The organism is Ochrobactrum sp. S1502_03 (assembly GCF_044435015.1).
Lineage (GTDB): Bacteria > Pseudomonadota > Alphaproteobacteria > Rhizobiales > Rhizobiaceae > Brucella > Brucella chromiisoli.
The window spans coordinates 15,915-27,488 of record NZ_JAYEXN010000006.1 but is presented as its reverse complement, the minus strand read 5'-3'; the positions used below and the strand labels follow the sequence as shown (position 1 = coordinate 27,488).

The window sequence follows — 11,574 nt, the reverse complement described above, 5'->3', positions numbered from 1 at the left end:
TACACCTTACGTTGGGAAGTCCAGACCCATTTCGCGATAACGCTCTGGATCATTGCCCCAATTTTCGCGCACTTTCACAAACAGGAAGAGATGCACATTCTGCTCAAGGATTTCGCTGATCTCTTTGCGTGCAGATTGGCCGATTGCCTTGATCGTCTCGCCCTTATGGCCAAGAACAATCTTTTTCTGGCTTTCGCGCTCGACATAAATCACCTGCTCAATCCGCACCGAGCCATCCTTACGCTCTTCCCAACGCTCTGTCTCGACCGTCGAGGAATAAGGCAGTTCTTCATGCAGGCGCAGATAAAGCTTTTCACGGGTGATTTCTGCCGCAAGCTGGCGCATCGGCATATCGGAGATCTGATCTTCCGGATAATACCAAGGACCGTTTGGAACGCTCTCAGCCAGGAATTTTGCCAGATCCTTACAGCCCGAACCGTTGAGCGCCGAGATCATGAATGTACGGTCGAAAGCGACCTTCTCATTTGCCTTTTGCGCCAGTTCAAGCAACTTTGGCGGATCAACGCGGTCCACTTTATTGAGTACAAGAACTTTCTTCTGACGAACATTGGCCATGCTTTCGAGAAGAGCTTCCGCATTCTCGTTGAGGCTGCCCTGCGCATCAAGGATCACCAGAATGATGTCGGCATCCTTCGCGCCACCCCATGCGGTCGTGACCATGGCACGATCGAGCCTGCGCTTTGGACGAAAAATGCCGGGTGTATCGACAAGGACGATCTGCGCATTATTCTCAATGAAGATACCGCGAACCAGCGCGCGCGTGGTCTGCACTTTATGTGTGACGATTGAAACCTTGGTTCCCACGAGCTGATTGACCAGCGTGGACTTTCCGGCATTTGGCGCGCCGATAAGTGCAACAAAGCCGGAGCGGGTCTGCAAGGTTTCAGTTGCGCCATCTGACGGCACGGTTGGGTTGTTCATTAGTCATCCTTTGAGACGAAATTAATCGCAAAAAGGTGTCCCCCGACACCGCCTTGCTCAGGCAGCAGCCTATTGCTGCTGTTGTTTGATTGATTATAGCCGAGTTTTACAGAAAAAAGCAGAGGGCCGCATTAAGAAGAACCATCACGCTTCCAGACAGATTCCCTATAAAGCATGGCTTCGGCCGCGCTTTGCTCGGCAATCCGCTTGGATCGCCCCTCACCCGTTTCAGGCGCGAACCCCTTCACGGTCACTTCTACCGTAAATGAAGGATCGTGATCAGGGCCGCTGCGATCCAGAATAACATAGGATGGGTGCACATTGCCCTGCTGATGCGCCCATTCCTGCAACTCAGTTTTAGCATCGCGACGCGCAGCACCTGTCTCAAGTGAGCGGCCCTGCCAATAACGCTTTATAAAGCGGCGGGCCGCATCAAGTCCGCCATCCATATAAATCGTTGCGATCAAAGCTTCCACGACATCTGCGCGCACATTCAGCAGGCGTTTGTCATTTAAAGATTTTATGTCTGAACCTGTTTGGATAAGGTCTGCAAGTCTGATCTCATCAGCAATTGCAGCACAGGTTTCGGCATTCACCAGCGCGTTGAGGCGAACAGACAGCTCACCTTCGGGCGCGTCGGGAAATGACTCGAAAAGCATTTCCGCAACAACCAAACCCAATACACGGTCACCGAGAAATTCCAGCCGTTCATAATTTGGGCGCGATGGCCCCTGCACACTCGAATGGGTGAGCGCCCGTTCAAGCCGTTTCAGATTAAGAAAACGGTGTCCAGTGCGCTCTTCCAGGATCGATGCTGCCTTATTTGCAGAAATCATCTCAGTTTCCGGTTACGGCAGTGTGCGGCTTTCCGCTCACCCATGAGAAAAGACGGCTGAAACGAACATCAGTCGGCCATTTCCAGATTTCGAGCGGGCTTGCCTTATCAGCAATTGAGAAGAAAATAATATTCGCCCGACCGACCAGATTTTCAAACGGCACATAGCCAACACCAAAACGGCTATCGAGCGAATTATCGCGATTGTCACCCATCATGAAATAATGACCGGCAGGCACTTCGAACACGCGGGTGTCATCGCCAATGGAATTTGGCGCAAGATCAAGCGTATCGTAGCTCACGCCATTGGGCAGCGTTTCGCGATAGACCTCCACCGGACGGTTGACCTCGGTCACATCGGGATTGTCGATTGTCCCAACGCGCTCGCGCTTAACGGCTACATCATTGATATAAAGAACGCCGCCGCGCATCTGAATGCGATCACCCGGAAGGCCAATCACGCGTTTGATGTAATCAATATTGGTGTCGCTTGGCAGCTTGAAGACAACAACGTCACCACGTTTTGGTTCTGCACCCCAGATGCGACCGTTGAACAGATCGAAACCAAAGGGCAGCGAGTAACGCGAATAGCCATAGGCGTATTTCGATACGAAAAGATAATCGCCTTCCAGCAAAGTCGGGCGCATTGAGCCAGACGGAATGCTAAACGGTTGGAAAAGCAGGCTGCGAATGATCAGTGCCAGCAGCAGTGCCTGCACGATAACACTGACGGTTTCGCGAATGCCGCCTGATTTTTTAGTTTCACTTTTGCTGGACACGCTCATTGTATCTCCGCTTGCCGATGTGCGATCTAATAACGGCTAAGATTGCCTGAGGCAATCCAATCACCCGCTTCTCGCACGATTATGAGCAGGAGTTTACCTGTCACAATCGCAATTGTTTTGGTGTATGCCGTTATTCGGCAATATGGATTAGTCGGTTTCCGGTAGAGCTTCGATAATAACGAAGGCCTGCGCGAGAGGAAAATCATCTGTAATTGTCAGATGTATGGCAGCGCGCATCCCTTCTGGCAGTATGTTTTTCAACTGTTCGGCAGCACCACCCGTAAGCTTCATGGTTGGCTTGCCCGACGATGTGTTGACCACACCCATATCCCGCCAGAAAACACCGTTTGAAAGGCCAGTGCCAAGAGCTTTGGAGCAAGCTTCCTTCGCCGCAAACCGCTTTGCATAAGATGCTGCGCGTTGTTTGCGCCCATCCGATTTTGCCTGTTCAATCTCGGTAAATACACGCTGGATAAAGCGATCACCATGCTTTTCGAGGGTCTTTTCTACGCGGCGAATATCGATCAGATCGCTGCCAATGCCGACAATCATATTTTCTGCGGCTCCTGCTTAACAGCCAAATTTTGCTTTGCAGCAAGCCGCTCAAGCCTGCGGCGGCGAAATGCCTTCACGGCAAAGCGTGTGGCAAAATATGCAATCACTGCGAAAACTGCACCGAGAATGGTCGATCCGAAAAGCATGGGCTTTAACAGTGGCGTCCACACTTCACCGAATTTCATTGTCTGAAGCGCGTGGCCCAGATGCAGAGGTGGTGCGCTTTCAATATCGCCACTGATCACAAAACGGCCCAGCTCATAGGTGCTTCCCCAAATGAAAGGCAGCGTCAGCGGGTTGGCCAACGTCGTGCCGAGCGCTGCGGCAGCAATATTTCCAGCCAGAAAATATGCCAGAACAATTGCTATAATCAGATGGAAACCGAAAAACGGCGTGAAAGCTGAAAAGACGCCAACGGCCAGCCCCGCAGCAACTGCGTGGGGTGACGCAGTGATGCGCAGCACGCGCTTGCCGCCATATTTAAACGAGCGGGCAAAAGAACGGCGCGGCCAAACCAGCGTTCGGAAACGCTCAGTGCGGGTCGGCGGATTTCGGCGTTGAAATAACATGGCTTCTCATACTGCTCTCTTCGCCCCGAAACAATTGTTATTATCATAACGATGCGGACGGGTGCCGACCATTCCCTTCGACCGATGCCGCATGCATACGTGGCGAATAGAACTTCGGCGATACGCCCAGCATACGGCGAAACATTGTCGTAAATGCAGATACGCTGTCATAGCCAAGATCAAGCGCCACACTTGTCACCGGCTCGCCTTCCGTCAGGCGCGGAAGAGCAGCGAAAAGACAGGCTTGCTGCCGCCATATCGACAGGCTTACACCCGTTTCACGCTGAAAATGACGGGTGAATGAGCGCCTGCTCATGGCCATACGGTTCGCCCAGTCATCAATTGTCGCGCGCGCTGAAGGTGTTTTTACGAATTCACGGCAAAGCTTCTGCAGACGAATATCCGTCGGGAAAGGCAGACCAAGTGGCCTTTGCGGCAAAGTGCGCAGATCTTTCAAGATCAGTTCGATTACCAGAGCATCTCGGCTTCCCGGCTCGGGGATGCTATCGACAAGGGTCGCATCAATGATAAGGCAGCGCATCAGATCGGTCATGCCAACCACATGAAGATAATCAGGCACGCCAGAAATCACGTCAACTGCAATGTAGATTGAGCGCATCAATACATCGCCAACGATTTCGACAGAATGTTCGACGCCGGCGGGAATCCAAATGGCATGGTCACTGGGAATCATCCAACGACCGGCCTGCGTGGTGACTAGAACGACACCTTGTGAAGCACACAGCAGCTGCGCGCGACTATGGCTGTGCTGAGGCACGAAATAACCGTCGGGGTATTCTGTCGGCAGAGCAATGACTGGTCCGTGCAAATTCTCCAGCATGGCTATGCGCTGTTCATGAAACCGTTGCAGTTCCTCACTTTGAGGCAATATTCGCCCCGCTGGCAATTTTTGCTTCATCCGCTTTGGCCCACTCTCGAAGGTAATGGACCAAATCACGAAAGCAGGCGTGAAACAATATAATTATGAATTGATCAGTTTAGAAATATTTGTGAACGACGAATAGGGGTCCCACCCCTAACATGCCAATTGACGGGCGAATCCCGTTCCCAATTACCTTCGGAGTAGGACTTATGAGCACGAGTGCTGCCGAGCAGCCAACAAGCACCGGCGCGAACAATACGGTTCTCGCCATTATTCTGGCCACGAGTATGGGCCACTTTCTCAACGACATGATGCAGTCGCTCCTTCCGGCGATCTATCCGATGCTCAAGGACAACTACAGCCTGTCTTTCTGGCAGATCGGCCTACTCACCTTCACCTTTCAGGTAACGGCATCCATTCTACAGCCAATCGTTGGCATTTACACGGATCGACGTCCAATGCCTTATTCATTGCCATTCGGCATGGGGTGCACGCTGATTGGCCTGATCCTGCTCGCAACAGCATACCATTTCTCATTCCTGTTATTGGGTGCAGCCTTTATCGGCTTTGGCTCTTCTGTGTTTCATCCGGAAGCTGCGCGCGTCGCGCGTCTTGCATCGGGTGGTCGCCACGGCTTTGCACAATCAATGTTTCAGGTGGGCGGTAACTTCGGCTCATCCATTGGACCATTGCTTGCGGCCTTCGTTGTTCTGCCTTTCGGACAGGCCAGCGTGTCGTGGTTTTCCATTGCAGCACTGATCGGCATGGCCCTGCTCTGGTATGTTGGAAACTGGTACAATCAGCACAATCTGGCCAATAAGCACAAGCCAAAGGCCGATAAGACACTGCCGCTGCCGCGCAACAAGGTGATTGCTTCGATTGGCATCCTCGCCCTGCTGATTTTCACCAAATATGTCTATATGGCGAGCCTGACGAGCTATTATACCTTCTATACTATCAGCCATTTCGGCGTGACCGTACAGGCATCGCAGCTTTTGCTGTTCCTGTTTCTTGGTGCAGTTGCGGCAGGCACGATCATTGGCGGTCCTATCGGCGACAGGATCGGCACCCGGACCGTGATCTGGGTTTCGATCCTCGGTATTCTGCCTTTCACGCTGGCACTGCCTTATGCAAACCTGGAAGTCACAGCAATTCTGACCATCATCATCGGCTTCGTTTTGGCTTCAGCTTTCCCGGCAATCATCGTCTTTGCACAGGAATTGCTTCCGGGACGTGTTGGCATGGTATCCGGGCTGTTCTTCGGCCTTGCCTTTGGTATCGCCGGTATTGCCGCCGCGCTGCTCGGAATCGTGGCCGATAGAACAAGCATCGAGTTTGTCTATCAGATTTGTTCGTATCTGCCGCTTCTCGGCCTTCTGACCATCTTCCTGCCAAAGATGCAAAGAGCTCAATAAACTTAGCCCTTATGAAAAAATGGAGCACCGCTCATCCCCCAACGAACGGTGCTCCTGATGCCACTGACCTTCTGACGGCCCGGTACAGCGGCAGCTCTGAAATATTTTACACAGCGGAGCTGAAGCCGTTTACGCTCTCTCTGCGGAACTCATCAAAGGTTGCCGCAACCAGACGAATCAGCGGCTTTCCATCCTCTGTTGCCGTGATGACACCATCGCGCACTTCTACCAGCCCGTCAGCAACGAGCGGGCGCAGCAAAGCCATTTCGTCCGAGAACTCAACGCCCGGTGCAGCAAGGTTCAAATCAACCCGGAAGTTGCACATGAGTGCCGTAATGATGCTTGCACGCAGTCTGTCATTGTCGTGCATCGGATAACCACGCACAGTTGCAAGCCCCCCGGTCACAACACGTTTGCTATATTGCCCAACATCGGAGATGTTCTGCGTATAACCAGCCGGATATTGGGATATCGACGATGGTCCGAAGCCAATCAGCGTCTGACACCGGTCTGTCGTGTATCCTTGGAAATTACGATGCAACGTGCCATTTTCTGCGGCAATGGCCAGCGCATCATCCGGCAATGCAAAATGGTCAATGCCGACTGGCTTATAACCGAAACCAATAAAGCTCTCGGCCACTGCGCTTGCCTGCGCAAAGCGCTCATCCGCATCCGGCAGGCTACTTTCGTCAATCAATCTCTGGTTCGCGCGACGTTGCGGCAGATGTGCATACCCAAAGCAAGCGATGCGATCCGGCTTCATCTCGGCCACACGTTCGCAGGTTTCGCGAAGGCTCTCCACAGTTTGAAGTGGCAGACCATAAATCAGATCAAAATTCAGGCGATCAATGCCAGCTTCGCGCAAAAGTGTTACTGCTCTTGCAACGGTTTCTATCGGCTGGATGCGACCGATCGCCTTTTGTACCTCTGCATTGACATCCTGCACGCCAAGACTCGCACGATTGACACCAATCTGGGCCAGAGCCTCGACCAGAACAGGATTGACCGTGCGCGGATCAAGTTCAATGGCATGTTCCATATCCGGGTGGAAATCAAACGACAGACGAAGTGCAGCTACAATGCGCTTGAACTGGTCTGCATGCAGAATTGAAGGGGTGCCCCCGCCCCAATGTAGATGCACCACCTGCGGACGCACCGTCAGGCTTGCACCTACCGTTTCGATCTCACTCAAAAGAGCGATCACGAAATTTTCAATAACATCCTCGCGGACGGCCATTTTGGAATGGCATCCGCAGTAATGACAAATCTCTTTGCAATAGGGCACATGGATATAAAGCGAGACACTCTCTCGCGGACCGATCTGACGCAACCAGCTTTTGGTGCTGTCAGCAGTAATCGGGGTGAAATCCACGGCCGTCGGGAACGACGTGTAGCGAGGAACGGCAAGCGCCGCATATCTTCTTATCGCGTCTTCATGCATGGTGATTGCACTCCCCGCTCCTGACGATCCGGTGAGATTCTCCCACCCTTACGCGCATTTGAAGAAGACGGGCATTCTGCCGGGCAAGTCGGCATGAGTCTGCAAGGAATCCCGCACACATGACAGCCGATATTGGTATTGCCAGCCACAATGACACCTGCTCACCTCGTTATCATCGGGCAGCGCCTCAATAAGCTGCCTCAATTTGTACGATCAGATGTAATGGACACACGGGCAATCTTCATTGATTTGGATCAACGAAACTGCAACAAAGAAGTTGGGGGTCAGATATTTTCAGGGTCCATGCCTGCAACAGATGCAAGCGACCGGCGCGAAAGTATTTCCACGGTATTCGCATCAAGCAACTGAATGAGGCCTTGCGTTTTCAGCTTCGTAAAACTGCGACTGACTGTTTCAATCGTCAGGCCCAGATAATCCGCGATATCGGTGCGGTTCATCGACAAATGAACCACATTGGCCTTGCCGCCATGCTTTTCGATCCGTGCGGCCAGAACGAGAAGAAAACTTGCAAGCTTTTCCACCGGCGCAAGACGCCCCAGCACAAGCTGATTGTCACGCGCGGTACGCAATGCCTCACGTGTCATCTGGTAAAGACGCTCTTTCAGCTTCGGGAAGCTCTCCATCAGCCCATCCATTTCCTTTGCCGAGAAAGCGCAAAGAACAGAAGGAACAACAGCTTCGGCAGACTGTGAATAGACGTCATCGTCAGCCAGCCCCAGATAATCGCCTGGCACCAGAAAACCCGCAATCTGGCGACGGCCATCGGGCAGAGATGTATAAATACGCAGCATGCCTGATGTCAGACTAAAGACCCTGCGCTTGAGATCACCCTCTTCCACCAGCATTTCATTGGCGCCGAGCTTTTTCGACGTCATGATGGCTTCAAGCGCACCAAGATCGCGATCATCGAGTGCAGAGCAAACTGCCATGCGGCGGACGTCACAGTCCACACAGACGCCACAGGCTGTTCGATGAGAGGGCTTTTTGTCGAATATAAGAGGCACAACAGCCACGACGAATTCCTAGTCAGGGGGGATATGAGCATTGGATTGCCCTTTCCCTAAAATAGGGGGGTGGGGCCAATAACGCAAAGCGCAATTTCGCCGCACGACAAAATTGCGCTCAACACAATCAAGATTATATTCAAAAACGATCAAATATTCCGGCTACCCGGCTTAATTGCTGGAATTGCAGCCAGTTCCGGCGGCAAATCATCAGGCGCATAAGCAGGGACTTCATATTCGGCAAGCGCGATCAGCTTGGTGCCGACATCAGCCTTACCTGCCGATCGATCCACAATACAGGCAGCGGCAACAACCTCAACGCCAATCGCCGTCATGCATTCTATAGTTTCGCGAATCGACAGGCCCGTTGTGACAATGTCTTCGACAATCACAACCCGCGCGCCCTTTGGCACATCAAAGCGGCGCAGGCGGAAAGTGCCATTTTCGCGCTCGACCCAGACCGACGGCACACCGAGATGACGCGATGTTTCATAAGAAGGGATAAGCCCCCCAATTGCAGGGCCGACCACATAATCAATCTGGCCAAGGTCAGCCGCCCTGATCTTTTCCGCGAGGGCTTTGCAGAGCTTCTCTGTTTTATCGGCATGCATGAAAACGCGCGCCTTTTGCAAGAAGATCGGGCTGCGGAGACCAGATGTCAGAATAAAATGGCCTTCAAGGATCGCTCCCGCTTCGCGGAAGACAGCAAGGACGTCTTCGGTTTTCATAGTGCCTTATCCGTTCACGCGCGTTGCGCCACTGACGCTTGCGCTTTCTTTCAACTGCGAAATGATACGATTGAGGTGTTTAAGATCCCAGACCTCAACATCAATGATCATTTCAGTAAAATCGGGTGCAGTGCGCACCATTGAGAGGTTATGAATATTGGCGTCATTGGCGGCCACGATCTGCGCAATTTCAGCCAGAGATCCGGGTGAGTTGATCGCAGACACGCTAATGCGGGCCGGGAAGCGCTCATGCATCCCCTCATCAATATCCCAGCGCACATCAATCCAGCGCTCAGGCTGATCGTCATAAGCTGTCAGCGCCGGCGACTGGATCGGATAGATGGTGATGCCCGCGCCCGGCTGCATGATGCCGACGATACGATCACCGGGGACAGCGCCTTCCGGGGCAAAACGCACCGGCAAATCAGAATTGGTGCCGCGGATTGGCACAGCCTTGCGCTTTTGCTTGTCACCGGTCTCTCCCGGTTCGTGCGCGCCTTCAGAACCTTCCGGCACCTTGAAAATCATGCCTGCCGCGTTCTGAATATTGAACCAGCCCTTTTCACCGGTCTTTGCCGGGCTGTTCTGTGTCGTTACGCGGGTGTCCTGATAGTCAGGATAGACTGCCTTCACAACATCGGTGGATGGCAATTCACCACGACCAACCGCCGCCAGAACATCTTCGACTTCCTTACGCGCCAGACGCGGCAGATGCGGTTTAAGAATATCTTTGCTGTAAGTCTTTCCAGCCCGCTCAAATGCGCGCTCAAGAATGCGCATGCCAAGGCCCGAATATTGCTTGCGGACTGCTGAGCGCGTTGCCCGGCGAATGGCAGCGCGTGCCTTGCCCGTTGCAACCAGCGATTCCCATGCAGCAGGCGGCACCTGCGCTTTGGAGCGGATGATATCCACTTCATCGCCGTTTTTAAGCTCGGTCATCAGCGGCATGATGCGGCCATTGACCTTCGCGCCCACGCAGCTATCGCCAATATCCGTATGGACTGCGTAAGCAAAATCAATCGGCGTCGCGCCACGCGGCAGCGCAATCAAACGTCCCTTTGGCGTGAAACAGAAAACCTGATCCTGAAAGAGTTCGAGCTTGGTATGCTCGAGGAATTCTTCCGGGTTATCACCTTCGGAAAGCTGCTCAATGGTCTGGCGCAGCCAGGCATAGGCGTTGGTTTCAGTGGAAATCTTGTGCGGATTGTTGGCGCTGCCGCGATCCTTGTAAATCGAATGGGCCGCAACACCGAATTCCGCGATTTCATCCATCATGCGCGTGCGGATCTGCAACTCAATACGCTGCCGGGACGGACCGATGATTGTGGTATGCAGCGAACGATAATCGTTCTGCTTTGGTGTAGAAATATAGTCTTTGAAGCGTCCGGGAACCATCGACCATGTGGTGTGGATCAAACCCAGTGCGCGGTAGCAATCCTGTGTTGATTCCACCATGACGCGGAAACCGAAAATATCGGAAAGCTGTTCAAATGACAGGCCCTTGGTTTCCATCTTGCGGAAAACCGACCATGGCTTCTTCTGGCGGCTTTTGACAGTCGCCTTGATGCCGTTCTTCTGAAAAATATCAGAAAGGTCTTCTTCAATCTTTTGCAGAAGGCCGCGATTCTTCTCAAGAAGTTCCGCAAGACGGTCTGTCACCGCGCGCCACGCATCGGGATTGATATAGCGAAAGGCAAGTTCTTCAAGCTCTTCGCGCGTATCCTGCATACCCATGCGGCCAGCAAGCGGCGCATAAATATCCATGGTTTCTTCAGCAATCCGCAAGCGCTTGTCTTCGCGCATGACGCCAAGTGTGCGCATATTATGCAGACGATCTGCAAGCTTCACCAGAAGTACGCGTACATCTTCAGAGATTGCGAGCAGCAACTTGCGCAGGTTTTCAGCCTGCACGGCCTTCTTGGAAACCAGATCCAGTTTCTTGAGCTTCGTTAGTCCTTCGACAAGCTTGCCGATTTCAGGCCCAAAAAGCTGGTCGATTTCCTGACGGGTGGCAGTGGTATCTTCGATGGTGTCATGCAGGAGAGCGATGGCGATTGTGGCTTCATCCAGATGCATGTCTGTGAGAATGGCTGCGACTTCGAGCGGATGCGAAAAATACGGATCTCCGGACGCGCGCTTCTGACTGCCGTGCTTCTGCATGGCATAAACATATGCCTTATTAAGAAGCGCCTCATTCACGTCTGGCTTGTATCGCTGGACACGCTCCACAAGCTCATATTGGCGCATCATCTACGCAAACTCCCTACCCGTCACATATTCAGCGGCCAGTTTGAACGGAAATCGCTAAAAAATATAATAATTTGCGATCTTGCCGACCCATTTTCTGCAAACAACCTTAATTTCCTGACGAATTAGCCCTTAAATTCGTCTGAAAC

At 52.7% G+C, this 11,574-nt stretch carries 11 protein-coding genes; 1 reads left to right on the top strand and 10 read right to left on the bottom strand.

Going from position 1 to position 11,574, the window contains the following annotated elements:
- Positions 1 to 6 precede the first annotated feature (6 nt).
- The 6 genes from era to VBH83_RS06605 all read right to left on the bottom strand — a co-directional run bounded on the left by era (position 7) and on the right by VBH83_RS06605 (position 4,575).
- A complete protein-coding gene (gene era, locus VBH83_RS06630) occupies positions 7 to 942 on the bottom strand; it encodes a GTPase Era (RefSeq protein WP_265983267.1) in 936 nt (311 codons plus the stop codon).
- 131 nt (positions 943 to 1,073) lie between these two features.
- A complete protein-coding gene (rnc, locus tag VBH83_RS06625; RefSeq protein ID WP_265983266.1) occupies positions 1,074 to 1,778 on the bottom strand; it encodes a ribonuclease III in 705 nt (234 codons plus the stop codon).
- 1 nt (position 1,779) lies between these two features.
- Complete coding sequence (gene lepB, locus VBH83_RS06620; protein ID WP_265983265.1) at positions 1,780 to 2,562, bottom strand: signal peptidase I; 783 nt, start codon at positions 2,560 to 2,562, stop codon at positions 1,780 to 1,782.
- 147 nt (positions 2,563 to 2,709) lie between these two features.
- Positions 2,710 to 3,114 (bottom strand): holo-ACP synthase, encoded by a 405-nt coding sequence (gene acpS / locus VBH83_RS06615; RefSeq protein ID WP_265983264.1) that lies wholly within the window; start codon positions 3,112 to 3,114, stop codon positions 2,710 to 2,712.
- Positions 3,111 to 3,686: a type IV secretion system effector BspA gene (bspA, locus tag VBH83_RS06610; RefSeq protein ID WP_265983263.1), complete on the bottom strand. Its 576-nt coding sequence runs from the start codon at positions 3,684 to 3,686 to the stop codon at positions 3,111 to 3,113. The genes acpS and bspA overlap by 4 nt, the downstream gene beginning before the upstream one ends.
- Before the next feature lie 43 nt (positions 3,687 to 3,729).
- Positions 3,730 to 4,575, bottom strand: coding sequence for a helix-turn-helix domain-containing protein (locus tag VBH83_RS06605; protein ID WP_265983262.1), 846 nt, complete (start codon positions 4,573 to 4,575; stop codon positions 3,730 to 3,732).
- A gap of 203 nt (positions 4,576 to 4,778) precedes the next feature.
- On the opposite strand from VBH83_RS06605, the gene VBH83_RS06600 reads away from it, so the two are divergent.
- A complete protein-coding gene (locus VBH83_RS06600; protein WP_265983261.1) occupies positions 4,779 to 5,984 on the top strand; it encodes an MFS transporter in 1,206 nt (401 codons plus the stop codon).
- Positions 5,985 to 6,090: 106 nt separating this feature from the next.
- Here VBH83_RS06600 and hemN read toward each other — a convergent pair whose 3' ends face one another.
- The 4 genes from hemN to VBH83_RS06580 all read right to left on the bottom strand — a co-directional run bounded on the left by hemN (position 6,091) and on the right by VBH83_RS06580 (position 11,428).
- Positions 6,091 to 7,425, bottom strand: coding sequence for an oxygen-independent coproporphyrinogen III oxidase (gene hemN / locus VBH83_RS06595; RefSeq protein WP_265983260.1), 1,335 nt, complete (start codon positions 7,423 to 7,425; stop codon positions 6,091 to 6,093).
- Between the two features lie 284 nt (positions 7,426 to 7,709).
- Positions 7,710 to 8,459, bottom strand: a complete 750-nt coding sequence (locus VBH83_RS06590; protein ID WP_396996868.1) for a helix-turn-helix domain-containing protein — start codon at positions 8,457 to 8,459, stop codon at positions 7,710 to 7,712.
- Between the two features lie 140 nt (positions 8,460 to 8,599).
- Entirely contained in the window at positions 8,600 to 9,178 is a 579-nt protein-coding gene (gene pyrE / locus VBH83_RS06585) for an orotate phosphoribosyltransferase (RefSeq protein WP_265983259.1), read from the bottom strand.
- A 6-nt stretch (positions 9,179 to 9,184) separates the two neighbouring features.
- Positions 9,185 to 11,428, bottom strand: a complete 2,244-nt coding sequence (locus VBH83_RS06580) for a bifunctional (p)ppGpp synthetase/guanosine-3',5'-bis(diphosphate) 3'-pyrophosphohydrolase (protein ID WP_265983258.1) — start codon at positions 11,426 to 11,428, stop codon at positions 9,185 to 9,187.
- Positions 11,429 to 11,574 lie beyond the last annotated feature (146 nt).

Coding starts and splice junctions, on each gene's coding strand:
- era (WP_265983267.1), bottom strand. CDS start 942: ATGAACAACCCAACCGTGCCGTCAGATGGCGCAACTGAAACCTTGCAG.
- rnc (WP_265983266.1), bottom strand. CDS start 1,778: ATGATTTCTGCAAATAAGGCAGCATCGATCCTGGAAGAGCGCACTGGA.
- lepB (WP_265983265.1), bottom strand. CDS start 2,562: ATGAGCGTGTCCAGCAAAAGTGAAACTAAAAAATCAGGCGGCATTCGC.
- acpS (WP_265983264.1), bottom strand. CDS start 3,114: ATGATTGTCGGCATTGGCAGCGATCTGATCGATATTCGCCGCGTAGAA.
- bspA (WP_265983263.1), bottom strand. CDS start 3,686: ATGTTATTTCAACGCCGAAATCCGCCGACCCGCACTGAGCGTTTCCGA.
- VBH83_RS06600 (WP_265983261.1), top strand. CDS start 4,779: ATGAGCACGAGTGCTGCCGAGCAGCCAACAAGCACCGGCGCGAACAAT.
- hemN (WP_265983260.1), bottom strand. CDS start 7,425: ATGCATGAAGACGCGATAAGAAGATATGCGGCGCTTGCCGTTCCTCGC.
- pyrE (WP_265983259.1), bottom strand. CDS start 9,178: ATGAAAACCGAAGACGTCCTTGCTGTCTTCCGCGAAGCGGGAGCGATC.
- VBH83_RS06580 (WP_265983258.1), bottom strand. CDS start 11,428: ATGATGCGCCAATATGAGCTTGTGGAGCGTGTCCAGCGATACAAGCCA.